We start from the raw sequence: 22,810 nt of genomic DNA, 5'->3' as shown, positions 1-22,810 counted from the left end.
TGAACTGCTGTGTATATCTCTTCGGCACGTGCTTTCTCTTTCCGGTTTCCTACAACCCTACGCGGGTCGCTGTCCGGAAGATCAAGGGCACCTCAGTCGGGAGCTCCGGCGCATCCGCCTCACCGAGCCCACCGCATGGCCCCCCGACCCGAAGGTCTCGGCGGGTGCAGTCGCGGCACCCCCTGGGGTGGGTGGGGTCCTGGGCCGGCAAAGGCCAAGGCAAAGGCCGGCCCGGCGCCGGCCCGAGGTCGCCAATGGCCCGATGACCCCCGTTGCCGCCGGCCTCGACGCCCTGCCCAAATGGCACCGGGGCCGCGGCGGGGCGGTCGGTCAGGCACCTGGGCTGCGGCGGCGCCGGCGGTCGGTCATCAGGGCCGCAGCCGCGCCGCCGGTCAGTGGCCGGGCGCCGCGCCCGTGCTGGATCTGATGACCAGTTCTGCGTCCACGTCCACCGTGCGTGGGGTGACCGTTGGGCCGGTGAGGATCATGTGCATGGCCTGGGTGCCGATGTCGGCCAGGGGGAGACGGATCGTGGTCAGGGGTGGGTTGAGGTCGGCGGCGAAGGGGACGTCGTCGAAGCCCACGACCGAGACCTGGTCCGGTACGCGCAGGCCCAGGTCCTCCCGCAGGGCGGCCAGCACTCCGGCGGCCATCACGTCGTTGAGGACGACGAGCGCGGTCGGTGCGGACGGGCCGGCCAGCAGGGCGCGGGCGGCGGTTCGGGCCTGCTCTCGGGTGAACCCGCCGTCGACCACCTGATCGGGCGTCAGGGGAAGCCCCAGCGACCGGAGTTGCCGCCGGGCCCCGTCCAGGCGATCCCGGACCGTGGTCAGCGCGCGCGGGCCGGAGACGATGCCGAAGCGCCGGTGGCCGAGGTCGTACAGGTGGCGCACGGCGAGGGCGGCGCCGGCGCGGTTCGCCGGGCGTACGGTGTCGGCCGCGATCCCGTGTGAGCCGACCGCGATCACGTGGCCGCCGTCGGCACGGTAGGCGTCCACCTCGGCGGCCAGCCGTCGGGTGAACTCGCGGTCGGCGAAACCGCTGCCGGCCAGCACCACCGCACGGGCGCGCTGGGCACGCAGCCGGGCCAGGTAGTCGAGTTCCAGCTCGGGGTCGCGAAACGTCGCGGCGAGCATCACCAGCAGCCCGTGTTCGCGAGCGACGCCCATCGCGCCGGCCGCGATCGCCGCGAAGTACGGGTCGGCGACGTCGTGCACCACCACACCCACCACACTCGTCGTGGAGCGGGCCAGCGCCTGCGCGGGGGCGTTGGAGACGTACCTCAGTTCGCGGGCGGCGTCGAGCACACGCTTGCGCAGTTCCTCCCCCACGATCCGGGTCCCGTTGCTGCCGTGCAGGGCACGGGAGGCGGTGGCGGAGGAGACCCCGGCGCGCGCGGCCACCTGCTGGAGGGTGACGGGGCCCGGCGGGCGGGCCGCAGGCGCGTCGGAGGTCGGAGTCGGCATGGGCACAGAGTAGCGATTGGAAAGCGCATACCCAAGTGGATGCCGGGAGCGATATGTGGGCGGTGCGCCTCAGGCCCGACATCCCTTGACCTTGACGGCCCCGCGCCCTAGCTTACGGGAAAGCGCTTTCCCGTTCCGGTTCACCCGCCTACCGAGAGGCCCCCATGACCACCACCCACACCCTCGGCGTCGTGATGAACGGCGTCACCGGCCGCATGGGCTACCGCCAGCACCTGGTCCGCTCGATCCTGGCCATCCGCGAGCAGGGCGGCGTGGCGCTGGCCGACGGGTCGCGGGTCGTGCTCGAGCCGGTGCTGGTCGGGCGTGACGCGGACAAGCTGCGCGCGATGGCCGACCGGCACGGCATCGCCGCCTGGACGACCAACCTGGACACCGCGCTCGCCGACCCCGCGAACACGATCTACTTCGACGCGCAGGTGACCACGGCGCGCGAGAAGGCGATCCACGCGGCGATCGCGGCGGGCAAGCACATCTACACCGAGAAGCCCACCGCCGAGACCCTGACCGGCGCGCTGGACCTGGCCCGGGCCGCCGACGCCGCCGGGGTCAAGCATGGGGTGGTGCAGGACAAGCTGTTCCTGCCCGGACTGCTCAAGCTCCGCCGGTTGATCGAGGGCGGCTTCTTCGGCCGAATCCTGTCCGTGCGCGGTGAGTTCGGCTACTGGGTGTTCGAGGGCGACTGGCAGGCAGCACAGCGGCCGAGCTGGAACTACCGGGCCGAGGATGGCGGCGGCATCGTCGTGGACATGTTCTGCCACTGGTCGTATGTCCTGGAGAACCTGTTCGGTCGGGTCGAGGCGGTCACCGCCAAGGCCGTCACGCACATCCCCACCCGCTGGGACGAGCAGGGCCGGGAATACCCGGCGACCGCCGACGACGCGGCCTACGGCATCTTCGAACTCGCGGGCGGGGTGGTCGCGCAGATCAACTCGTCCTGGGCGGTGCGGGTGAACCGGGACGAACTGGTGGAGTTCCAGGTCGACGGCACCGAGGGCAGCGCGGTTGCCGGACTGCGTCGATGCCGCGTCCAGCACCGTTCGGCGACGCCGACTCCGGTGTGGAACCCGGACCTTCCGGTCACCGAGTCCTTCCGGGACCAGTGGCAGGAGATCCCCGACAACGCGGGCGACAGCGGCTTCGACAACGGATTCAAGGTCCAGTGGGAGGACTTCGTCCGGCACGTGGTGGACGACGCGCCGTTCGCGTTCGACTTCCTCGCGGGCGCGCGGGGCGTACAGCTGGCCGAGTGCGGCCTGCGCTCCTCGGCCGAGGGCCGTCGGATCGAGCTGCCCGTGCTCGACGGGAAGTCCGCATGACCGCCCGCCTGTTGCTGCCCACGACGACGGGCACGGTCGAGCCGTACGAACTCACCGGCGTACACCTGGGCGCGGCCCCCGGCGGCCCGGCCTTCCGCGAACGCACGGCGTACGCCGCCGCGCACGTGGTGGCCGACCCGCTCGCCGACAACACCCCGGGCCGGTCGGCAGCACCCGACTGGGACGCCACGCTCGCCTTCCGGCGCCACCTGTGGTCGCACGGCTTCGCCGTCGCCGACGCGATGGACACCGCGCAGCGCAACATGGGCCTGGACTGGGCCGCCACCGCCGAGTTGATCCGCCGCAGCGCCGCCGAGGCGGCCACGATCGGCGACCCGTACGCGCTGATCGCCTGCGGCGCGGGCACGGACCACGCCGGCGTCGGGCTGACCGTGGATCAGGTGATCGCCGCCTATACGGAACAGATCGCGGTGGTCGAGGAATCGGGCGCCAAGGTCGTGCTGATGGCGAGCCGGCAACTGGCCGCGGCGGCGCAGGGGCCGGAAGACTATCGGCGGGTGTACGACGCGCTGTTGCGCCAGGTGCGACGACCGGTCGTACTGCACTGGTTGGGCGAGGTGTTCGACCCGGCGCTGGCCGGCTACTGGGGCTCCGCCGATGTCGATGCGGCGACGGAGACGTTCCTGGACCTGGTGCGCGAGCACGCGGATCGGGTCGACGGGGTCAAGGTCTCGCTGCTCGACCGTGACCACGAGGTCCGGCTGCGCGCGCAACTCCCCGCCGGGGTACGCCTGTACACCGGGGACGACTTCCACTACCCGGAGCTGATCCGGGGCGACGGGCGGCACTTCAGCCACGCCCTGCTCGGCATCTTCGACGCGATCGCCCCGGTCGCGGCAGGCGCGCTGCGGGCGTTGGACGCGGGTGACACGGATCGGTACGAGGCCCTGATGGCGCCGACGGTGCCGCTGTCCCGGCATCTGTTCGCAGCGCCGACCTACCACTACAAGACCGGCATCGTCTTCCTGGCCTGGCTGACCGGCCGCCAGTCCGCGTTCACGATGGTGGCGGGCGCACAATCGGCCCGCTCCGTACCGCACTTGGCCGAGGCCTTCCGATTGGCCGACGCGGCGGGCCTGTTCCCGGATCCGGAGTTGGCGGCATCCCGGATGCGGGCGCTGCTGACGGTGGCGGGGGTGGCGTCGTGAGCGCGAACGAGGCGACGGGCTCGCAGGCGCGGGACGTGACGGCGGCGGCAGCGGAACCCACAACGGAGCCCGCGTCGGAACCCACGTCGGCAGCAGACTCCGCAACGACCCCGGCAGCAAGCCAAACCGCCTCCGACCCGACAACGGTGGACGTCCCGAGCGGGCGACCCGCCGGCGTGCCCACGCCCGCGGTCGGCGACGCGCGGTTGGCGCGGCTCGCGCTGAACCAGTGGACGACGCGGGAGTGGTCGCTGCGCGAGGCGGTCGAGGGGTGTGTGCGAGCGGGCCTGCCGGCGATCGGGTTGTGGCGGGACAAGGTCGCCGACGCGGGGCTCGCCGAGTCGGCGAAGCTCGTGCGCGAGGCCGGGTTGCGCGTCTCGTCGTTGTGCCGAGGCGGGTTCCTGACCGCGCGCGAACCGGCCGCGCGGGCCGAGGCGATCGCGGACAACCGTCGCGCGATCGAGGAGGCCGCGGCGTTGGAGGCGGCCTGTCTGGTCCTGGTCGTCGGCGGACTGCCCGCCGAGGAACGGGACTTGCCGGGGGCACGGGAGCGGGTCGCCGAGGCGCTGGCCGAACTCGCGCCGTACGCCGGGGAGCACGGGGTTCGGCTCGCGTTGGAGCCGCTGCACCCGATGTACTGCGCGGACCGCGCGGTGCTCTCCACCCTGGACCAGGCGCTGGACCTGGCCGAGCCGCATCCGGTCGAGCAGGTCGGCGTGGTCGTGGACGCGTTCCACGTGTGGTGGGACCCGTACCTCCCGGCGGCCATCCGTCGGGCCGGCGCGCGGATCGCCTCGTTCCAGATCTGCGACTGGGTGCTTCCGCTGCCCGCCGACGCCCTCCTCGCCCGAGGCATGATGGGCGATGGCATGATCGACTTCCGCGCGATGGCGACGATGGTCGAGGCGGCCGGCTACCGAGGCGACATCGAGGTGGAGATCTTCAACGCCGACGTCTGGTCCGCCGACCCGAACGCGGTCCTGGCCACGCTGAAACGCCGATACGTGACGGAACTCCTGGGCTGAGCCCACGAGTCGGCGGTTCGGTAGGGCAACCCGTCAACCGGCTCGCGGATCGACCAGGGTCCGCACCCGGTCGGCCTCGGGGTCGAAGCCGAGCACCGGGTGTCCATGGTCGCCTTCCGCGTCCATGAACACGGCCTTGCCGAGCCGCCGTCCGAGCCTGCCGAGGAACGCGCAGAAGGCGTCGAGCCGTTCCTGCCCCTGCAGCTCGCGCAGGTCGACATCGAAGTCGATCTCGATCTCGGCATGGAAGCGGAAGATCGCCACGGCGTCGGGGAACGGCGACACCCGCAGCTGCGGAGACTCGGCGTCGGCGGGGCGGGCGAGGATGGTCTCGGCCCGAGGCAGTGGCCTGGAGTCGAGACCTTCCGAGTATTCGTACGGCCACCCGTCGGCCACGACCACATCGAGCACCGCCTGCCAGTCCTCGACCGAGGTGTCGGGGATCCTCAGGTCCGGCAAAGCACCCATCAGGGCCGGGTCGAAGAGGTCCTCGACCTCGCTCCAGAGCAGTTCGGGCATCGGGCCATCCTGCCCGAGGCACGCCGGCCCGGACGAAGCGTTTTTCGGCGCACGTCGCCGTACCGATACGAGAGTGGACCCGTCTTCATGCGCATCGTGCTTGCTCCCGACTCGTTCAAGGGGACCGTCGAGGCTTCGGTGGTGGCCGAGGTGTGGGCGGAGGGGTGGTTGCGGGGGCGGCCGGGGGACGAGGTGGTGTCGGTGCCGTTGGCGGATGGGGGTGAGGGCACGCTCGATGCGGTGGCGCGGGCCGTGCCGGGGGCCGTGCGGGTGCCGGTGGGGCCGGTGCCCGGGCCCGATGGGCGGCCCGTGGACGGCGTGTGGTTGCGGTTGCCGGACGGTACGGGCGTGGTCGAACTCGCCGCCGTGTCGGGGCTGCCGTTGATGGCCGCGCCCGATCCGGCCGGGGCGCATACCGCCGGCCTCGGCGTGGTCGTCGGCGCGGCGCTGCGGGCCGGCGTGTCCGCCCTGGTGGTCGCGGTGGGCGGTTCGGCCTCGACCGACGGCGGCACCGGCGCCCTGGCCGCGCTCGGCGCCCGCTTCCGCGATGGCGACGTCCGGGAACTGCCCTACGGCGGCGGCCCCTTGGCCCGCCTCGCCGGCATCGACACGAGCGCGCTCGCGGCGCCTCCGCCCGGCGGCGTACATATTCTCACCGACGTCACCAATCCCCTGCTCGGCCCGACCGGCGCGGCGGCCGTGTTCGGCCCGCAGAAGGGCGCGTCCCCGGCCGACGTCGCGGCCCTGGACGCCGCCCTCGCCCGCTTGGCCGCCCTCCTCGGCGGCAGCCCGACCACCCCCGGCGCCGGTGCGGCGGGCGGCACCGCGTACGGCTTCGCCGCCGCCTGGAACGCCTCGATCGTGCCCGGCGCCCTCCGCGTCGCCGAACTCGCGGGCCTGCCGGACGCCCTCGTCGGCGCCGACCTCGTGATCACCGGCGAGGGCCGCTTCGACGCCACCTCTTCGCAGGGCAAGGTGGTCGGCACGGTCCTCGACCTGGCCCACCACGGCGCCGGCGTCCCCGTGGCCCTGATCGCCGGCTCGATCGCCGCCCCCCTGCCTCCGGGTGTGCCGACCGCCACCGACCTGACCGCCCTGTCGGGCTCCCCCGCCGAGGCCCGAACCAACCCCACCCACTGGCTCCGCGAGGCCGCCACCCGCCTGGCCGGCGAATTCCACCCCACGGCCGCAACCTGACCGCCCCACGGCCGACTTCGGCACGGCGGCGGTGGCGGTGACGGTGGCGGTCGATCCAACCGAGCGGTCCACCGGCCGACCCCGGCCCCGACCCCGACCCCGACCTCGACCCCGACCTCGACCCCGACCTCGACCCCGCCCGCGAGCCCGCCGCATGGCCCCGGGCAGCCGATGCGGGCGGCTAGGGTGAGGGGATAATGAATTGGTTTTCTGCGCCTTCGGGCGAGTTCGAGCTCGGCCGGTATCCCGAGGATCCCCGTGATCTGCTGCGCGCCTGGGATGCCGCCGACGAGTACGTACTGCGCCACCTCGCCGGCATCGACGACGCCGAACCGACGGATCTGTCCGGCTCCGTCGTGATCGTGGGCGACCGATGGGGCGCGCTGGCGACCGCGCTGGCCGAGTCCCGGCCGGTACAGATCAGCGACTCGTTCCTCGGCCAGGAGGCCACGCGGACGAACCTGGCGCGCAACGACGCCGACCCGAAGTGGGTGCGGCTGCTCTCCACGCAGGACGCGCCGCCGGAGCGGATCGACGTACTGATCGTCCGCGTCCCGAAGAACCTGGCCCTGCTGGAGGACCAGCTGCACCGGCTCGCGCCCGGGGTGCACGCCGACACCGTGGTGGTCGGCACCGGGATGACCACCGAGATCCACACGTCCACGCTCAAGCTGTTCGAGCGGATCATCGGCCCGACCCGGACCTCGCTCGCGGTGAAGAAGGCCCGGCTGATCTTCGCCACGCCCGACCCCGCGCTGCCGCGTACCCCGAGCCCGTGGCCGCACGGCTACACGGTGCCGGACGGCCTGGGCGCGGCGTCCGGGATCGTGACCGTCAACCACGCGGGCATCTTCTGCGCGGACCGGCTCGACATCGGTACCCGCTTCCTGCTGCGCAACCTGCCGCGTCGTGTCGGCCGCGACCGGGTGGTGGACCTGGGCTGCGGCAACGGCGTGGTGGGTACGGCGGCGATGCTGGCCAACCCGCGCTCGGAGGTGTTGTTCGTCGACGAGTCGCACCAGGCGGTGGCGTCGGCGCGGGCCACCTTCGCGGCGAACCTCGGAACCGACGCGGGCGCCGAGTTCGTGGTGGGCGACGGGGTGACCGACGTGGCGCCCGAGAGTGTCGACCTGATCCTGAACAATCCGCCGTTCCACACCCACCGGGCCACCACCGAGGGCATCTCGTGGCGGATGTTCGCCGGTTCGCGCGCGGCGTTGCGCTCCGGCGGCGAACTGTGGGTGATCGGCAATCGGCATCTGGGTTACCACGTGAAGCTGCGCCGGTTGTTCGGCAACTGCGAGATCGTGGCGAGTGACCCGAAGTTCGTCGTGCTGCGGGCCGTAAAGAAGTAGGGGTCGGGCCCGTGGGGCGGGATACCGGGCCGGAGCCACCGCCCGCCCCGGTCCGCTCCTGCCCGACCCGGACCGTGCCCCGGCCCGCACCCTGCCCCGGCCCCGACCCCGACCCGGCCCAGCCCCAGCCCCCGCTCAGTCCTCGTTCTCCACCCGCAACAACATCCGCTTCAGCAGCGCGTTCAGTACATCCCGATCCGCCTCGTCGAGCGGCCCGACCATCGCCCGCTCGGCCCGGTCGAGCAGTTTCATCGCGGCCGTCCAGCGCTCCCGGCCGGTGTCGGTCAGTTCCACGTCGACCCGGCGGCGGTCCTCGGTGCCCCGGATGCGGCGGATCAGGCCGGCCTTCTCCAGGGTGTCGAGCCGCCCGGTGATGCCGGCCGGCGACACCATCAGCTCGCCGGCCAGTTCGGACGGCGTGGCCCGGTACGGCGCGCCGCGCGAGGACAGTCGGTGCAGCGTCTCGAACTCGAAGCCCTGGAGTCCCAGCTCGGCGAGCGCACGTTCCTTGACCTGCCGCACGTGCCTGTTCAGCATCTGGATGCGGGTGACGATGCCCTCCACCCGCTCGTCGAAGGGCGCCTTGTCCCGCCAGCGCGCGATGTGCCGATCGACCGAGTCGTCGGTCTCGGGCGGCCTGGGCTCCCCGCGCTCGCCGCCCCGCGTCCGCCGATCCTGGTTCGATGTCCGGTCCCGACGCTCACCTTGCATCCGGTCATTATGCTATGCGGGTCGTTAATTTGCTGGCGAAAGATTCGCTGACGAATTATATTGCGATCATGACGTCCTCGACCCGACGGCTGATCCTCGGCCGCTCCTTCGCGGCCTTCGCGACCGCGCTGATCCCGACCACGCTGACCCTGGCGCTCGTACACACCGGCTCCAACGGCGATCTGGGCCTGGTCCTGGCATGCGAGCTGATCCCGATGTTGCTGCTACTGCCGGTGGCCGGGGTGATGGCGGACCGTTTCCCTCCGCACCGGGTGGTACTGATCGCCGACCTGGTACGCGCCGCCGCCCAGTTGGCGATCGGCGTCGAACTGCTCTCGGCCCCGCCCCGGATGCCCGACCTGGCCGTACTGTCCGCGCTCACCGGCGCCGCCGTCGCGTTCGGTACGTCGGCGATCCATACCCTCGTGGTGTCGGTGGTGCCCGAACCGGAGCGGATGCGGACCAACTCCCGCCTCGGCGTGGTCCAGGGCCTGGCCCAGATGGCGGCCCCCGCGGCGGCCGGCGGACTGATGCTGGCGGTCGGCGCCGGCTGGTCCTCGCTGCTCACCGGGCTGCTGTTCGTCGGATCGGCCGCCACGTTCGGCGGTCTGCGTCCCGAGCGGGTCGTGCGTCGGGCCGAACCGGGCCCGTTCCTGGGCGAGTTGCGGGCCGGGTGGGAGGAGACCAAGCGCCATCCCTGGTTCCTGGCGAGCGTGATCACGCACGGCGTCTGGCACCTGGCGGCCGGCTTTCTGCTCACCCTCGGGCCGATCATCGCCGTGGACCGGCTCGGGGGCGACCGGTCCTGGGTGATCATCGCTCAAGTCGGCACCGTGGGGCTGCTGTTCGGCGTGTGGGTCTCCTCCCGCCTGCCGATTCGCCGTCCCCTGGTGGCCACCACGTTCGGCGCCGCGCTCTACGCGGTCCCGCTCACCACCCTGGCCCTGCACGCCCCGATGCCGGTCGTCGCGGCCGGCTACTTCGTCGCCATGCTCGGTCTGGGCATCCTCAGCCCGCTGTGGGAGACCACGATGCAGCGCCGGATCCCGGCAAAGGCGCTGGGCCGGGTCGGCTCGTTCGACACGCTGATCTCCTTCGCGGCGCGGCCGCTCGGCCTGGCCGTGGCGGCTCCGGTTGCGGCGGCGATCGGCAGTACCACGCCACTGCTGGTGGCCGCCGTACTCGTATTGGCCTCGAATCTGGCGCTGTTGCTGTTGCCGGACGTTCGGATGACCACGAATGCGGCGGAGGACGCGGCGAAAGGCGCCGCAACGGACGCGCCCGTCGCGGCGGAGCCCGCGACCGAGTCCGCCCCCGCCAGGCAGGCTTGACCGACCCGGGGCGGACCGAGCCCCGCCGCGAATACGATTGAGGCGGACCGAGCCCCGCCGCTAATCCGATTGTTCCGCCCTCGTCTGCGCCTCTACCCTGGGCCCGCAACGACAACGGCGTGTAGCTCAGCAGTAGAGCACCGGGCTTCGGACCCGGAGGGCGCGGGGGCGGAACCCGCCATGCCGGCTATGAACGACAACGAAGAGCAGCGACGGGGGCCCACGCCCGAGAGCGCCGACGGTACCTACATCGGCGGGCAACTGGCCCGGGCCCTCCGCACGGCCGCGACCCACGAGGACGCGGACACCCGCCGCCGTGCCGAACTCCGGCTCGGGCGTTGGCGCCAAGTGCTGCATGGCCTGCGCGACGGCTCGTTGCGGATCGGCTCGCGCACGCCCGTCGCCGAGTTCCCGGCCTGGGTGACGCCCGAGGTGGTGCGCGGCGGGTTTGCCACCGGGGCGGCGAGCGCGGGCGGCCCGCTGCTGCCGCACGAGGTCGAACTCGCGCGCCGTGTGGGCGTACCGGCCGATCGGCGCGCCCTGTTCGAGTATCACCTGAGCGATGCGGGTCTGGCCGAACTCACCACGATGCTCGACAGCGGGCACTACGAGGTGACCGTGCCGGAGGAAGCCGCGCTGCTCGCGGTGGCCTGGTCGGCCCGGGCGGGCGAGCAGGCCGCGGCGCTCGAACTCCTGGAGGTGATCGCGCCGTTCGCGGACCGCCTGCGCTTCGCGCCGCGCCCGACGTCCGCCCCCGCGCCCGACCCCTCGACGGCGTACCGGCGTACGGTCGGCGAGGCCCGCGCCGAGGTGGCTCGGCGACCGCCGAAGCGCGCGATCGAGGCGATGCGCGAGGCCCTTGCCGTCTGGAACCCGTTCACGGACGAACTGCTCACGCTCTGGCTGGACGTCACCGACGTCGACACCGGCCATGTGCTTACTCGCAGCCCGGACCCGGGCTGGCGGCTGCGCGGACGCGAACTGCTGGACCGGTACGAGGTGTTGGCGGCCGAGCATCGTCTGTGCGGCAAACACCGCGACCCGAAGCAGAATCAGAGCATCCTGCGCACCGCGCTCGCGGATGTCCTCGCCGGACGCCCGCTCGACGCGCGCCGGCTCGGACTGGTCCGGCACACGATCGTGTCGATGGTGGGTCGGCGCGGAATCCCCGGATCGGCCGAGCACACACGGCTGCGCGAGCGGCAGGCGGACGATGCGAAGCGGCCGATGCACCACGAGCTGGCCCGCGTGGTGGTGCGGCGGTTGGGCGACCTGCCGCAGGATGCCGGGACGACCGACACCGGTGCGCTGCTCGGGCCGGTCACGACGGCCGAGCAGGAGGCGACCGGTGTGCCGGCACACGCGGAGATCCCGGTGGCGATTCGGCAGTTGGTCGAGCGGGCGCTGAGTGCGCCGATCGGGACGCTGATCGAACGCGGCATCGTGCCGTCGGCCGAGGTACTGGCCGAGTTGGTACCGCAGTTGGTTGCCTCGACGACGGCACAGGCATACCCCGAGGCGTCGTTGCGGGCGCTGATGAGCGCGCACCACCGGGCGTTCGGCAATCGTCGCTCGTTGTTGCTGGTGAATCTGCAGCATCAGGTCCGGGCCGAGGAACTGCCGTGGGTGGCCGCGGTGTCCGGTCGGCGCGAGCACGGCGTCGAGGCCCGGGAGCAGGCCCGGACGGTATTGACCCGCCTCGGCGAACTGGCCCTGACCGGCTTCCCGGCGACGATCCTGCCCAACCCGATGATCGCCCAGCTGTCCGCGCTCACCGCCGGCGCGGGGGTGCGGGTGCCGTGGGTGGAGGAGTTGGCGGCGGACATCTTCATGGGCCGGTTCTCCCGGAAGTTCCTGGGCGCGGCGGTGCTGGCCGGCGAGGTCCTGGAAGGGTCGTTGTACGAGCGGTACTTCGACATCGATTACGCAGCGATGGCGGAATGGGTGAACGGGGACCCGGACTGGCGTGCCTACTCCGACGCGTCGCTCGCCCGGTTCGGCGAGATGTGCCGGTCTCGGGGCGGGGTCGGGACGGGGTGGTCCGTGGCCTCGAACGGCGTGGTGCTCGAACATGCGCAGATCCTGACCACGCACAACCTGGCGGCGCTCGCCGGACCGGTCCGGGTCGAGCCGAACTGGGCCGACCTGGCCCGGCGTTCGTTCACCGCGGTATGCCGGTTGACGGCGCGCACACAGGGCAACCCGCGGCCGCTGGGCATGGTGAAGGACGCGGCGTACGCGTGGCGGCAGATGGTGTTCCACCTGTCGCTGTGCGGCGAGGCGGAGCGGGCCGCGGTGGAGTCCTGGTTGGACGACGAGACCGCCCGGTATCCCGACCACGTGGGCCGACGGCTGGCACCGGCGGTGTTCGGGCTGCGCGCGGTCGCCACCGGCGCACGCTTCAACGCTCGGGGCACGCTCGACGACGGCGCGGGCCGACGGCTGGTGGGGTGGACGACGAGCCGGCATTGGTTGTTGGAGTCGCGGTAGGGGCTTGGGCCGGTTTCTACAGGTCCGGCCATCCTTGGCGCAGGTGGGTGAACACTACGTCCAGCGCCCGGCGGGGTTCGGGTTCCCCGCCGGCCAGGTCGGGGGTCTCCAACACGTAGCGGGCCAGGACGCGCAGCGACAGGTCGTCGGGGTCGCGGCCGGTCTCCTCGGCGATCACCCGGACCAGGGCCGCCTCGCAGCCGATCCACAACGATCTGGCGTACGCGCGCAACGCCGGGGTGGCCACCACGAGTTCGGCCCGACGGCGGAACTCGGGATCCGGGTCGGGTCGGAACGGCCCCCGCCGGGTCAGGAACGTGTGCAGGGCGGTGAGGATCGAGCTGCCTTCGGGGCGTTCGCGGACCGCCGCGATCAGGGCCGCCTCGCGCTCGTCGCCGTCGTTCAGGATCAACGCTTCCTTGCCGCCCGGGAAGTGCGCGAAGAGCGTGGTCACGGCGGTGTCCGCGGCCTCGGCGATCTCGGCGACGGTCACCTCGGTGAAGCCGCGCTCCAGGAACAGGCGTAGCGCGGCGTCGGAGAGGGCCTTGCGGGTGGCGGCCTTCTTGCGCTCGCGGCGGCCGAGGGGTTCGGAGGGGGCGGGCGTTGCGGCGGCGGCCGGGGTCTCCGACGCGGGTCGGGATTTCGCCGCGGGTTGCCGGCGGCGGCTCGCGGGAGGCTGCGCGGGTGTCTGCGGCCGACTGTCGGTCATGGGGAGATCCTAGCAAAGTCGCAGGTACTACGGATCTGTAGTGATGTTGTAGTCGTAGTGTCAAGGATTTCATTGTGACTATGAATCCGTAGTGATTGTGGTTTTGTAGTGAGTGTGGTCCTCTGGAAGGGCGCTCGCCCCGTTCGCGCGGCTCGCCCGGCTCGCCTTGCTCGCTTGTCGCCGTACGCACCGTGTACGCCGAGCCCGTGCTGCGCTCGCCCGGCCCACCCCCGTTCCGCCCCTGATGCCGACCTGCCTCCGGAGTCCGCCATGTCCGTCCTCACCGAACCCGCCCCAACGCCGGCGCAGGCGTCACCCTCACGAACCGTCCTGTGGCTGATCCTCGGCCTCGTCCTGGTGGCCGACGCCCTGGACATGATCGACTCGACGGTGACCAACATCGCCGCGCCCACGATCGTGGACGACGTCGGCGGCGGCGAGACGCTGATCAAGTGGCTCGGCTCGGCGTACGCGCTGGCCATGGGTGTACTGCTGGTGGTCGGCGGTCGCCTGGGCGACAAGTTCGGTCAGCGCCGGCTGTTCCTGATCGGCATGATCGGCTTCACGGCGGCCTCGGCCGGCTGCGGACTGGCGCCGGATCCGGTGCTGCTCGTGGTCGCCCGGGTGGTCCAGGGCGCCTTCGGGGCGCTGCTCCTCCCGCAGGGCATGGCGATCATGACCAGGACGTTTCCGCGCGAGATGTTGGCCAAGGCGTTCAACCTGTTCGGCCCGCTGCTCGGCCTGGCCACGGTCGGCGGGCCGGTCCTGGCCGGTTTCGTCATCGACGCCGATGTGGCCGGGCTGTCCTGGCGGCCGATCTTCCTGGTCAACCTGATCCTGGGCGGTATCGGCGTCATCGCCGCGCTGCGCCTGCTCCCGCACGACGACGGGGATCGCTCGCTCACCGTGGACGGGCCCGGCGCCGGCTACCTGGGCGTGACCATGTTCGGGCTGATGTTCGGCCTCATCGAGGGCTCCGGCAACGGCTGGGACGCCCTGCCGATCGGCTCCCTCGCGGTGGGCCTGGTCGCGCTGGCCCTGTTCGCGCGGCGCCGGCGAACCGCCGCGAACCCGCTGATCAAGCCGTCACTGCTGAGCAATCGCGGCTTCACGGCCGGGCTGATCGTCGGCCTGCTGTTCTTCGCCGTGACCAGCGGATCGACCTATGTGGTCTCGCTCTTCATGCAGCAGGCCCTGAACGCCGGCCCCCGCGACGCGGCCCTCGGCCTGCTGCCGCTGACCATCGGGATCATCATCGCCGCCGGCGCGTGCATGGCCCTCACCCGGCGACTCGGCCGCACACTCATCCTGATCGGCATGCTGATCACACTGGTCGGCACCGGATGGCTGCTCGCCCTCGTCGTCGCGCACGGTACCGACCTGAGCCTGTGGGCCCTGGCCCCGGCGGTGCTGGTCACCGGCCTCGGGATGGGTACGTGCTTCGGCACCATCTTCGACATCGCCCTCGGCGACATCGCGCCCGACGAGGCGGGCAGCGCCGGCGGGGCGCTCACCGCGATCCAACAACTGGCCGCCGGCATCGGTTCGGCGACGGTGACCACGATCTACTTCCACGCCGGCGCCCCCGCGCACGCGATGACGGTCAGCCTGGTCACGGTGCTCGTGGTCACCGTGGTGTGCCTGCCGGCCGTACTGCTGTTGCCCCGCAACGCACCTGCGGAGCAGGCTCGTTGACGGCGGCCTCGCAGTGTCAGGTGGGCGGGTTGGCCTCGGTCAGGGCGGTGCGGGCCTCCTCGATCGAGGCGGTGATGCCCTTCGCGTCGGCCGCCTCGGCGAGGGCGCTCGCCTCCTCGATCAGCGCGAGGGCGTCGTCGCAGCGGTCCTGGCCGGCGGCGATGTAGGCCAGGCCGACCAGGTTGGCCGCGACCCCGGCGGGGAAGTCGAGTTCGCGGCGCAGTCGGGTCGACCACTCCAACCGCTCCCGCGCCTGGTCGAGCCGGCCGGCCCGGTGTTCGGCGATGCCCAGGTACCGGAGCGCGTACGACATCGTGCGCCGCGCCGAAGGTGAAGGTGCGCGGTACGGACGTCGCGGGTGTCGTCGAGGCGGTCGGCCCGAAGGTGATGCGATTCCGGCCCGGGGACCAGGTGTTCGGCACGTGCCGAGGCGCCTTCGCCGAGTACGCGTGCGCGGCGGAGGACAGGCTCGCGGTGAAACCGGCGAGTCTCGACTTCGAACAGGCTGCGGCCGTCGCGGTATCCGGCTACACCGCGCTCCAGGCACTTCGGGACGCGGGGCGGGTGCGGTCCGGGCAGGCGGTGCTGATCGTCGGCGCGGCGGGCGGCATCGGAACGTACGCGGTCGGGTCGGCGAAGGCGGCGCGCGGGTCACCGGCGTGTGCGGCACCGGCAAGGCGGACCTGATGCGCTCGCTCGGCGCGGACGAGGTGATCGACTACCCGCGCGAGGATTTCACCGACGGAACACGCCACTGGGACCTGATCGTCGACACCGCGGGCCACCGCCGGCTGACGGACCTGCGCCGCGCGCTCACTCCCCGGGGCACCCTCGTACTCGTCGGCAGCGAGACCGGGGGTCGATGGCTCGGCGGCATCGACCGCACCCTCCGAGCCCTGCTCCTGAGCCCCTTCATCCGCCATCACCTTCGCGGCCTGGTCTCCACCGAACGCCCGGACGATCTGCGCTTCCTCCGCGAAACAATCGAGAGCGGCCGGCTGACCCCGGTACTCGACCGCACCCTCCCTTTCACCGAACTCCCAGAGGCTGTGCGGTACATCCACGCCGGCCATGCACGGGGCAAGGTCGTGGTGACGATCCCGTAGCACGCGGGGCGCCCGTCGGCCGCGCCGAAGAAGCGTTCGCGATCATCCGTGCGGAGGATGTCTCGGAGCGACCGTCTCGATCCGGTGGGTGAGACCGGCTGATGGTCGAACTTCTCTGTCATGCAAGCTAGGCGTCCCGCCCCCAGCCGCCCTCCAACAATGCGACCCAAGTCGGGGGCGGCCATCCACCGTCACCCTCCGGTCGGGCGAATTCGTGCGCCCGGGAGCGCACTCGGCTCAGCCCTGCGAGCGATCCACAAGTCCGTCGCCTGCTGCGATCTTGGTCCGCGTACGGATCGACCCACGTCGGCCCATCGAACACGGGGACCCCCACATGCAGCCGCTGCACCACACCGAATCACGAGACGGTCGCCCCTCCACCTCCACCACCGCCCGCCCGGGTCGACTTCGCACCGCGTGGCACGCCGCCCACGAACCCGTGCCCGGCGTGTCGCGCCGTGTACAACTCATCGCCTACGCCGTCCCGTTCACCGTTCTACCGGCCGGCCTCTGGCGGCTCGCGGCGGTCTTCGACAACAACATCGGCATCGGCGAGCGGTGCTACATCGTCTTCCTGTCCGCCTTCTCCGAGGCCGTCGCCTTCACCGCGGTCGGCCTGATCGCCGGCTGGGGCGAGGTCTTCCCGCGTCGGATCCCCATCCTCGGCGGCCGTCGAGTCCCCCCGAAGCCGGTCACGATCGTCGCCGCCCTCGGCGCCACGTTCCTGACCCTCCTGTGGACGGTCCTGACCCTGGCCACCGAAATCATGGGCACCACCATCCGCGGCGACGACCTGCCCGACGACTTCCCGAGCCGGGCGGGCGGCTGGGAAGCCGCCTCCTTCTACATCTGCTACGCCCCGTTGATCCTGTGGGGCCCACTACTCGCGATCCTCACCATCGCCTACCACAACCGCCGAAAGTGACCCGAACACGGGCGGCGCTACCTGTCAGTCGGCGTCCGGCCAAGCCCGAACGGGGCCGGTCTTGGCCAGATACGCCTCGGTCTCGGCCCGGGTCAGCACCGCCTCCAAGGTGAGGTCGCCGGGCAGGGCCGGGTAGAACCGGCCGGCGGTCCAAGTGCGGCCGTACGTCGGCGGATCCAGCACCAACAGGCGCTCGCCGTCGACGAGCGGGATGTCCGCCGGGCAGCCCTCGTTCCAGATCCACGAGCCGTCCGCCGCGCACAGGTTGAACGCGCCGGTCGTCTGCAGTTCCCCATCGAGCGCGGCATCCCGGGCCGCGGCCACCGCCTCGGCCGACGGCGCCTCACCGGCGATATGACCGCCTCCGACGAGGAGATGCGCCAGGAGCGTGTGCAGTTGGAAGTTGTCCCCGATCCGACTCACCCGCATCCGGTATCCCGTCCCGGAGGGACGGTGCAGAACGACCAAGGGCTCGTCGTCGAACATCTTGAGCAGGTAGCGCAGGCACTTCAGGTCCGCATCCCCGCGCGCGGCCTCCTCGACCAGCGCGACCAACGTCCCGTCGGCCTGCACCGCCCGGCGTATCTCGGCGTGGAGGAGCACCGCGACCCCGGCCATCTCCCACAGCGGCAACTGCATCCACGCGGACACCGCCCCGAACTTCCGCCCGTCCATGCCACCGACCGCCGCGATCCGCTCCACCACCTCGCCCAGCATCAGGTGGTCGCGTTCCGGCAGTTCGCCCCCGACCGTCTCCTCCCACAGCGCCGGAAACGCCATCACATCACGCATGGCCTCGCCCACCCCGGCCAGGATCGGCCCCGAACAGGCCTCCGGATCGGCCCCGTGCTCCACACAGGCCCCGACCATCACGGCAAGAATCCCCTCGGCCCCCATCGGAACCCGCGGCAACAACGCCGCCATCCGCGGCCCCGCCTCCACACAACTCGCCGGCTTCGCCCCTTGCACCGCGCCGCTCAACGCATGAAATGCCTCATTGAGCAACACTTCATCCTGCTCCCCCAAGGCCCGCTCAAGCTGGTCAACCGCCTTGGACAAAGCACGCTCACGAAAGATCATGCGCGCAACATAGCCACCCCCACTGCCACTTCCCCCGACCGGTCGCGTCACTCAGTAGTCGCAACCCCAGTCGATACAACGCAGCGGAGAACCAACATCGGACAACCCTACCCGGTGCACGTTTTCCACACCGCGCAGGTGAAGCAGCCGATGCTCGGGGAGCAATCGCGCCCTTTCGGGAGTGGCGTCGCCAACGATGAACCATGAGGTAGCACCCAACTTCGGCGTCAACCAGCCGCATTCGCGGTGCGGCCACTCGGCGGCAAGCGCCGCGACAATGGCAAGCCCGCGCCCCTCTTCGAACACACGGCGGGGCGGGGGCCAACCGCAACCGACCTCGCGGAACACCACAGCCAGGACCGGCCCCCGGTCGCCCACCCCACCCGTAACATCGAGCGTGTACGAGGTCACCACAGAGCCTTCCCGCAGCGCCTCCACCACCAACTCGGTAACCATCAAACCGACATCGGCACGCCGATCACCATCAACACCGATCCGGTCACACACCCCCCACACAACATGCCGCGCAACCCACGCCGACCCGGGAACAGCCGGAAGCGACCTGGCCACACCCACGGAAGCCGCCGACGCGACCGGCAAGGGCGGCGTCACGACCTCCCCGAACGACCTTGCGATCACCCCGACGGAGTCCAGGCGCGCCCGGGTCATTCAGGCCCCCTTGGGGCAGCCGCGCTGCCGAGAGCGCCGGTCAGGCTCGTGTGCAGCAACTCGGCCTGCACTGCGTTGAGCAAGAGTTTGATCCGACCCACTGGTACCGCGTCGGCATCACACAGTAGGAGCGGGATCGTGATGATCTCGGTGATCCCGTCGCGGTCGACAGGACAGTCGGGATCGATGGCGGTGAAGCGAATGGCAGTCATGAGTCACCTGACAACAGCGTAGGTAATGCCTGACGTCTCACCTCAAAGGCAACCCTGATCAGAGCCGACTGCGCCAACGATCACCCACTGGACGCATACGAACATGCACGCAGCGCATACATTTGGTGGGCTGGACCCGAGTTTCTGCCTAACCTGCCCACGCTGAGGAGGTAGTCGATGAACGGAGAGCCGTGGGCAACCTCGGCGGTGCGCGGTGCTTCCGCGTCCAAGGACTTCGGACGTGTCATCAGGCTCGTGCGTGAGTTCCGGCGTATCGGGCAAGCCCAGCTCGGTGAAGCCTGCGGGCTGACCCAATCATCGATCTCCCGTATGGAGAAGCGAGGCGTGGGCACGTACGACATGCAGATTCTGGCGAAAGCCGCAGCCCATTTGCAGATTCCTCCAGAGCTGGTCGGCCTCGCCGACAGTGCGACCCCCGCCTCCGCGCGAAAGGAGGACGAACAAGTGTTGCGCCGTAACTTCCTGGCCGGAGCAGTGGCGGCGGTCGCGCCCCTGAACGTTGGTCCCGGCTCTCTTACGACGATCGATGGGCAGGCGGCCAGTCTGCGGGTAGTCACAGCCGGGTTCCGGCGGTTGGACGGAACCGTCCCGGCACGGCAGTTGATCGACCCGGTGCGTGCCCACCTACGCCTCGTACAGGAGTTGGCCCACGGAGTCCGCGACCGGGAGCAGCGTGGACGTCTGGCTGCAGCGGGCAGTGAACTCGCCTCCTTTGCAGCGTGGTTGTCCTGGGACATGGCAGATCAGGGATCAGCTCGCGTTTGGTACGGAACAGCAATAGGCAGTGCACGCAGGGCCGGGGATCCCATGCTGTCCGCCTACCAGGCCGGGAGCCTGGCACAACTCGAACTGTCTTCGGGGAACCCGGCCGAGGCCACGGCGCTCCTGCGCGGAGCCCGACGGTCTCTCGGGCCGGGGCTGTCCGGCATCGCAGATGCCTGGCTCGCCTCGTTGGAGGCCCAGGCATTCGCGGCATCGGGAAACGAGGTCGAGTCGGGCCGTGCGCTCGCAGCCTCCGCTTCCGCCATCGAAAGGATCCCCGGCGAAGAGCCTGCCCCATGGCCCTGGGTATTCACCTTCAACGAGGCCAAGGTCGCCGCGGCTCGCATCGCCTGTGGTGTGCACTTGAGGCGCCCGGATTGGGTGTTCGACGCACTTCGGGCAGCCGAGCCGGCAATTCGCTCCGGACATGCGAAGCAACGCGCGCTGATCATGCTCGATATCGCGGACGCGCACCTGGAGAACGGCCACGTGGACACGGCTTTCGCGTTCGCGAACCAAGCAATCGAGACGGGCCTCGAGTATCGCTCCGGTCGCGTCATCGATCGCGCCCGCAGGTTGCGACGACGCGTCTCCACGGCAACGCCACCCCGTGCCGTCCGCCGGTTCGACGATCGTCTGCATGGCATCTACATCTGACACAAAGGAGATCGGATGCGTATCGGAGTCACCGGCCACCGTGGGTTGACCGGCAATCTGGCCGAGCAGGTGCAAGACCGCTTGCGTAAACTCGTGGACGGCCGGCGGTCTGCCGAGCTTGTCGGGATCTCGTGTATCGCCGATGGACCGGATGCGTGGTTTGCGCGAGCCGTCCTGGACGTCGGAGGACGGATTGAGGTTGTCATCCCCGCATCCGACTACAAAGCCGGTCTACCGGAATGGCACCACAACGAATACGAAGCGCTGTTGGGCTCTGCATCACAGGTCTACGAAACGGGTTTCCGGGACTCGGACGAGAAGGCACACATGGCGGGAAGCGAAATTCTCGTCGGCATGGCCGAGCACTTGATCGCGGTGTGGGACGGACAACCCGCCCGCGGGTACGGAGGCACGGCCGACGTCGTCGATTACGCACGACAGATGGGTGTCCCGGTTCAGATCGTGTGGCCGGAAGGCGCTACTCGCGACTGAAGCGACGAAGAGTGCCCCGGCTGTCAAGGCGAGGCGCTCTTCACTACCGCTGAACCACTACCCCTCTGAAGTGGCATCCAGTCCCGGCCGCTCGTCCCGCACGGTCCGCACTTTCAGCAGGACCACGGGAATCGAGCGCGCACAAACCGGGGGCGGGGCGTGAGGAGCACCGCACCGTGATCTTGGATCAAGGGCACGTGACGTGCTCGACAGAGCGCATCGTCGCGAGGTTTCGAAGGCTTTGGCGCCACCTGCGGTGGAGACGCGCGGCGTGGGGGAAGGATTGCGGGCACGGATCCGCCAGCAGCCCGAGTTCGCGCTGCCGGTGGACGATGGGGAGCTTCCCGTTATCCGGCGCGAGCGCTGCGGCCCGCTCATCTCGTCGGGCGAGCCCGGCGCGGCCGGATGTCCGTCACGTTCGTCGTGTCGGGTGCCGGCTTGCCGCTTCGCGCCCCGACGGTGGAGACCACCCAAGGCGCCGACCGCCCTGGGTTCTCGGGGCGCCTGGGCTTCCGGGTCCAGCGGCGCCTGTTGGGGGGCGTCGGTCCCGACTGCCTTGGTCCTCTCGTGCGGGCCCGTCGGGGTGTTGTGGCACCATCCCCGTTGTGGATCACAGTGCGGATAACGTGGACTGGTCCGGCTTGTTCCATGCCTCCGGCCCCGCCGGCGACACGCCGGGGCGCCTGGCAGCTCTCCTCGGTGAGGATGCGTGGGCATTCGTCGACGGGTACTCGCACCTGTGGTCGGAGACGCTCCGCCGCGAGGGTAAGGCATGGCCTGCGACGGCGCCCGCCGCGATGCTTGTCGCCGAGCTCTTGGACAACCCACTACTGGGGCCCGATGATCCCTCGCTGCCCGATGCCATGCTCGCCTATCTGTACGCGATCGGCGTCGCCGCCGACCTCGGCGACCGGGCCGCGGAGACCCGTGCGCGGGTCGAGGACCGCACACCGGAGCTGCGGGCGTGGACTGCCGAGTACGTGTCGGCCGATGCGGATGGCAGGGAGCGGATGTGGCGGGACGGCACGGGGCTGGGTGAACTCGTCCTCGATCAGGCGGCGCTCGCCTGCTTCGACGTGGTTCCCGAACTCCTGCGCCGCGTACTGCCCCACCTCGCGTCGGAACGTGCCAGGCGCAGGACCTGCGCCGCCGCGGCTGTCGGGTCACTGGCGCGGCATCCCGCGGCCACCGCGCAACGTCCGGGGCTGCTCGGCCTGTTGACGTCGATGGCCCGGGCCGCCGATTCCTCGCACGACCTGGCGACGATTGTGATCGCCATCGGACACCTCGGCGGCGACACACGCCCCTGGCTGACCAGCGCACATGCAGGCGTTCGAACCTGCGCGGCGCTCGCGCCCGACCTGGTCGGTGACGACGCGGCAGCGCGGGTGCTTCTGGAGCCGGAGCGGTCGTCGCGGGCGTTCGGGGAGACCTTTGGTGACCTGGCTCCGCCCTTGCAGCTCCATGTCACGTTGAACCGGGATCTGGCGCCGGGGCTTCGTGGGATTTGATGCCTGGCGTTCGCGAGGGGTTTCGATCGCGGGTTGGGGTCCGGTGTGGGCGTCCGTCGGCGAGATCCCGCGAGAGCGGGACGCGTGTCGTCGCGGGTGGTGACCGTGGTCTTGCTGCGGCGCAGGTGAACGTTCCCGATTCTTCCGGGAGTTCGATTCCCGGATATCGACCCGACGCGGTGCCGGACCACCGGTCGCGCGATGAGGCGACTCGGTCGGTCGGATCGGAAGAAGCGGGAGGGAGGCCGTCGAGGGGGCGGGCGGGGGGGGGGGGGCCCGGCGGGGGGGGGGGCGGGGGGGTGGGGCCGGGGGGGGGGGGGGGGGGCACCACCGCGTAAACACGGGGGGGCGCCGGCCGGGGGGCGCGCGGC

22 protein-coding genes and 1 tRNA gene are annotated in these 22,810 nt (G+C 71.1%); 15 read left to right on the top strand and 8 right to left on the bottom strand.

All coding sequences use genetic code 11. From position 1 onward, the window contains the following. Window positions 1-392: 392 nt before the first annotated feature. Window positions 393-1,466 (bottom strand): LacI family DNA-binding transcriptional regulator, encoded by a 1,074-nt coding sequence (locus ACFXKZ_RS50760; protein WP_380014804.1) that lies wholly within the window; start codon window positions 1,464-1,466, stop codon window positions 393-395. Between the two features lie 164 nt (window positions 1,467-1,630). On the opposite strand from ACFXKZ_RS50760, the gene ACFXKZ_RS50755 reads away from it, so the two are divergent. The 3 genes from ACFXKZ_RS50755 (at window position 1,631) to ACFXKZ_RS50745 (ending at window position 4,997) form a co-directional block, all read left to right on the top strand. Beyond that, the gene (locus ACFXKZ_RS50755; protein WP_380014801.1) at window positions 1,631-2,803 is read left to right on the top strand and encodes a Gfo/Idh/MocA family protein; all 1,173 of its coding nucleotides are present in this window, start codon (window positions 1,631-1,633) and stop codon (window positions 2,801-2,803) included. Beyond that, entirely contained in the window at window positions 2,800-3,972 is a 1,173-nt protein-coding gene (locus ACFXKZ_RS50750) for a dihydrodipicolinate synthase family protein (RefSeq protein WP_380014798.1), read from the top strand. The genes ACFXKZ_RS50755 and ACFXKZ_RS50750 overlap by 4 nt, the downstream gene beginning before the upstream one ends. A 176-nt stretch (window positions 3,973-4,148) precedes the next feature. Next, complete coding sequence (locus tag ACFXKZ_RS50745; RefSeq protein WP_380014807.1) at window positions 4,149-4,997, top strand: sugar phosphate isomerase/epimerase family protein; 849 nt, start codon at window positions 4,149-4,151, stop codon at window positions 4,995-4,997. Window positions 4,998-5,030: 33 nt separating this feature from the next. On the opposite strand, the gene ACFXKZ_RS50740 is transcribed toward ACFXKZ_RS50745, so the two are convergent. Next, on the bottom strand, window positions 5,031-5,516 hold the full coding sequence (locus ACFXKZ_RS50740) for a hypothetical protein (RefSeq protein ID WP_380014795.1): 486 nt from the start codon (window positions 5,514-5,516) through the stop codon (window positions 5,031-5,033). A gap of 87 nt (window positions 5,517-5,603) precedes the next feature. Between ACFXKZ_RS50740 and ACFXKZ_RS50735 the strand changes: the two genes are divergently transcribed. Together ACFXKZ_RS50735 and ACFXKZ_RS50730 are read left to right on the top strand one after the other, a co-directional pair. Continuing rightward, window positions 5,604-6,713: a glycerate kinase gene (locus ACFXKZ_RS50735; RefSeq protein ID WP_380014792.1), complete on the top strand. Its 1,110-nt coding sequence runs from the start codon at window positions 5,604-5,606 to the stop codon at window positions 6,711-6,713. Window positions 6,714-6,910: 197 nt separating this feature from the next. Further along, complete coding sequence (locus ACFXKZ_RS50730; RefSeq protein ID WP_380014789.1) at window positions 6,911-8,068, top strand: methyltransferase; 1,158 nt, start codon at window positions 6,911-6,913, stop codon at window positions 8,066-8,068. Between the two features lie 135 nt (window positions 8,069-8,203). Here ACFXKZ_RS50730 and ACFXKZ_RS50725 read toward each other — a convergent pair whose 3' ends face one another. After that, window positions 8,204-8,779 (bottom strand): MarR family winged helix-turn-helix transcriptional regulator, encoded by a 576-nt coding sequence (locus ACFXKZ_RS50725; RefSeq protein WP_380014786.1) that lies wholly within the window; start codon window positions 8,777-8,779, stop codon window positions 8,204-8,206. Between the two features lie 68 nt (window positions 8,780-8,847). Between ACFXKZ_RS50725 and ACFXKZ_RS50720 the strand changes: the two genes are divergently transcribed. From ACFXKZ_RS50720 to ACFXKZ_RS50710, 3 genes are all read left to right on the top strand, one after another. Beyond that, a complete protein-coding gene (locus tag ACFXKZ_RS50720) occupies window positions 8,848-10,110 on the top strand; it encodes an MFS transporter (protein WP_380014783.1) in 1,263 nt (420 codons plus the stop codon). Between the two features lie 115 nt (window positions 10,111-10,225). Further along, window positions 10,226-10,297, top strand: a tRNA-Arg gene (locus ACFXKZ_RS50715). Between the two features lie 2 nt (window positions 10,298-10,299). Next, window positions 10,300-12,600, top strand: a complete 2,301-nt coding sequence (locus ACFXKZ_RS50710; protein ID WP_380014780.1) for a hypothetical protein — start codon at window positions 10,300-10,302, stop codon at window positions 12,598-12,600. 16 nt (window positions 12,601-12,616) lie between these two features. Here the strand turns inward: ACFXKZ_RS50710 and ACFXKZ_RS50705 are convergent, their stop codons facing one another. After that, the gene (locus ACFXKZ_RS50705; RefSeq protein WP_380014777.1) at window positions 12,617-13,309 is read right to left on the bottom strand and encodes a TetR/AcrR family transcriptional regulator; all 693 of its coding nucleotides are present in this window, start codon (window positions 13,307-13,309) and stop codon (window positions 12,617-12,619) included. Between the two features lie 270 nt (window positions 13,310-13,579). On the opposite strand from ACFXKZ_RS50705, the gene ACFXKZ_RS50700 reads away from it, so the two are divergent. Continuing rightward, window positions 13,580-15,004: an MFS transporter gene (locus ACFXKZ_RS50700; protein WP_380014774.1), complete on the top strand. Its 1,425-nt coding sequence runs from the start codon at window positions 13,580-13,582 to the stop codon at window positions 15,002-15,004. A gap of 16 nt (window positions 15,005-15,020) precedes the next feature. Here ACFXKZ_RS50700 and ACFXKZ_RS50695 read toward each other — a convergent pair whose 3' ends face one another. Continuing rightward, on the bottom strand, window positions 15,021-15,317 hold the full coding sequence (locus ACFXKZ_RS50695) for a hypothetical protein (RefSeq protein ID WP_380014771.1): 297 nt from the start codon (window positions 15,315-15,317) through the stop codon (window positions 15,021-15,023). A gap of 23 nt (window positions 15,318-15,340) precedes the next feature. Here ACFXKZ_RS50695 and ACFXKZ_RS50690 point away from each other — a divergent pair, with 23 nt between their 5' ends. The 3 genes from ACFXKZ_RS50690 to ACFXKZ_RS50680 all read left to right on the top strand — a co-directional run bounded on the left by ACFXKZ_RS50690 (window position 15,341) and on the right by ACFXKZ_RS50680 (window position 17,035). Beyond that, window positions 15,341-15,691, top strand: a complete 351-nt coding sequence (locus tag ACFXKZ_RS50690; RefSeq protein WP_380014768.1) for an alcohol dehydrogenase catalytic domain-containing protein — start codon at window positions 15,341-15,343, stop codon at window positions 15,689-15,691. After that, the gene (locus tag ACFXKZ_RS50685; protein WP_380014765.1) at window positions 15,664-16,110 is read left to right on the top strand and encodes a zinc-binding dehydrogenase; all 447 of its coding nucleotides are present in this window, start codon (window positions 15,664-15,666) and stop codon (window positions 16,108-16,110) included. The genes ACFXKZ_RS50690 and ACFXKZ_RS50685 overlap by 28 nt, the downstream gene beginning before the upstream one ends. A 334-nt stretch (window positions 16,111-16,444) precedes the next feature. Next, on the top strand, window positions 16,445-17,035 hold the full coding sequence (locus tag ACFXKZ_RS50680; RefSeq protein WP_380014762.1) for a hypothetical protein: 591 nt from the start codon (window positions 16,445-16,447) through the stop codon (window positions 17,033-17,035). A gap of 24 nt (window positions 17,036-17,059) precedes the next feature. Here ACFXKZ_RS50680 and ACFXKZ_RS50675 read toward each other — a convergent pair whose 3' ends face one another. Genes ACFXKZ_RS50675 through ACFXKZ_RS50665 form a run of 3 tightly spaced genes read right to left on the bottom strand, consistent with a single transcriptional unit; the run spans window position 17,060 to window position 18,996 of the window. Next, entirely contained in the window at window positions 17,060-18,115 is a 1,056-nt protein-coding gene (locus tag ACFXKZ_RS50675) for a hypothetical protein (protein ID WP_380014759.1), read from the bottom strand. 51 nt (window positions 18,116-18,166) lie between these two features. Then, a complete protein-coding gene (locus tag ACFXKZ_RS50670) occupies window positions 18,167-18,784 on the bottom strand; it encodes a hypothetical protein (protein WP_380014756.1) in 618 nt (205 codons plus the stop codon). Continuing rightward, a complete protein-coding gene (locus ACFXKZ_RS50665) occupies window positions 18,781-18,996 on the bottom strand; it encodes a hypothetical protein (protein WP_380014753.1) in 216 nt (71 codons plus the stop codon). Before ACFXKZ_RS50665 ends, ACFXKZ_RS50670 begins: the two co-directional genes overlap by 4 nt. A gap of 177 nt (window positions 18,997-19,173) precedes the next feature. Between ACFXKZ_RS50665 and ACFXKZ_RS50660 the strand changes: the two genes are divergently transcribed. From ACFXKZ_RS50660 to ACFXKZ_RS50650, 3 genes are all read left to right on the top strand, one after another. Then, window positions 19,174-20,436, top strand: a complete 1,263-nt coding sequence (locus ACFXKZ_RS50660; RefSeq protein ID WP_380014750.1) for a helix-turn-helix domain-containing protein — start codon at window positions 19,174-19,176, stop codon at window positions 20,434-20,436. A gap of 15 nt (window positions 20,437-20,451) precedes the next feature. Continuing rightward, window positions 20,452-20,928: a hypothetical protein gene (locus tag ACFXKZ_RS50655; RefSeq protein WP_380014747.1), complete on the top strand. Its 477-nt coding sequence runs from the start codon at window positions 20,452-20,454 to the stop codon at window positions 20,926-20,928. 605 nt (window positions 20,929-21,533) lie between these two features. Beyond that, window positions 21,534-22,439, top strand: coding sequence for a hypothetical protein (locus tag ACFXKZ_RS50650; protein ID WP_380014744.1), 906 nt, complete (start codon window positions 21,534-21,536; stop codon window positions 22,437-22,439). Window positions 22,440-22,810: the final 371 nt, after the last annotated feature.

This window comes from Embleya sp. NPDC059237, from assembly GCF_042754105.1.
Classification (GTDB): Bacteria; Actinomycetota; Actinomycetes; order Streptomycetales; family Streptomycetaceae; genus Embleya.
This window is presented reverse-complemented; position numbering and strand designations above follow the sequence as displayed.

Excerpts from the sequence above, each read along its gene's own strand:
- ACFXKZ_RS50760 (WP_380014804.1), bottom strand. The coding sequence starts at position 1,466 with ATGCCGACTCCGACCTCCGACGCGCCTGCGGCCCGCCCGCCGGGCCCC.
- ACFXKZ_RS50755 (WP_380014801.1), top strand. The coding sequence starts at position 1,631 with ATGACCACCACCCACACCCTCGGCGTCGTGATGAACGGCGTCACCGGC.
- ACFXKZ_RS50750 (WP_380014798.1), top strand. The coding sequence starts at position 2,800 with ATGACCGCCCGCCTGTTGCTGCCCACGACGACGGGCACGGTCGAGCCG.
- ACFXKZ_RS50740 (WP_380014795.1), bottom strand. The coding sequence starts at position 5,516 with ATGCCCGAACTGCTCTGGAGCGAGGTCGAGGACCTCTTCGACCCGGCC.
- ACFXKZ_RS50735 (WP_380014792.1), top strand. The coding sequence starts at position 5,604 with ATGCGCATCGTGCTTGCTCCCGACTCGTTCAAGGGGACCGTCGAGGCT.
- ACFXKZ_RS50730 (WP_380014789.1), top strand. The coding sequence starts at position 6,911 with ATGAATTGGTTTTCTGCGCCTTCGGGCGAGTTCGAGCTCGGCCGGTAT.
- ACFXKZ_RS50725 (WP_380014786.1), bottom strand. The coding sequence starts at position 8,779 with ATGCAAGGTGAGCGTCGGGACCGGACATCGAACCAGGATCGGCGGACG.
- ACFXKZ_RS50720 (WP_380014783.1), top strand. The coding sequence starts at position 8,848 with ATGACGTCCTCGACCCGACGGCTGATCCTCGGCCGCTCCTTCGCGGCC.
- ACFXKZ_RS50710 (WP_380014780.1), top strand. The coding sequence starts at position 10,300 with ATGAACGACAACGAAGAGCAGCGACGGGGGCCCACGCCCGAGAGCGCC.
- ACFXKZ_RS50705 (WP_380014777.1), bottom strand. The coding sequence starts at position 13,309 with ATGACCGACAGTCGGCCGCAGACACCCGCGCAGCCTCCCGCGAGCCGC.
- ACFXKZ_RS50700 (WP_380014774.1), top strand. The coding sequence starts at position 13,580 with ATGTCCGTCCTCACCGAACCCGCCCCAACGCCGGCGCAGGCGTCACCC.
- ACFXKZ_RS50695 (WP_380014771.1), bottom strand. The coding sequence starts at position 15,317 with ATGTCGTACGCGCTCCGGTACCTGGGCATCGCCGAACACCGGGCCGGC.
- ACFXKZ_RS50680 (WP_380014762.1), top strand. The coding sequence starts at position 16,445 with ATGCAGCCGCTGCACCACACCGAATCACGAGACGGTCGCCCCTCCACC.
- ACFXKZ_RS50675 (WP_380014759.1), bottom strand. The coding sequence starts at position 18,115 with ATGATCTTTCGTGAGCGTGCTTTGTCCAAGGCGGTTGACCAGCTTGAG.
- ACFXKZ_RS50670 (WP_380014756.1), bottom strand. The coding sequence starts at position 18,784 with ATGACCCGGGCGCGCCTGGACTCCGTCGGGGTGATCGCAAGGTCGTTC.
- ACFXKZ_RS50665 (WP_380014753.1), bottom strand. The coding sequence starts at position 18,996 with ATGACTGCCATTCGCTTCACCGCCATCGATCCCGACTGTCCTGTCGAC.
- ACFXKZ_RS50660 (WP_380014750.1), top strand. The coding sequence starts at position 19,174 with ATGAACGGAGAGCCGTGGGCAACCTCGGCGGTGCGCGGTGCTTCCGCG.
- ACFXKZ_RS50655 (WP_380014747.1), top strand. The coding sequence starts at position 20,452 with ATGCGTATCGGAGTCACCGGCCACCGTGGGTTGACCGGCAATCTGGCC.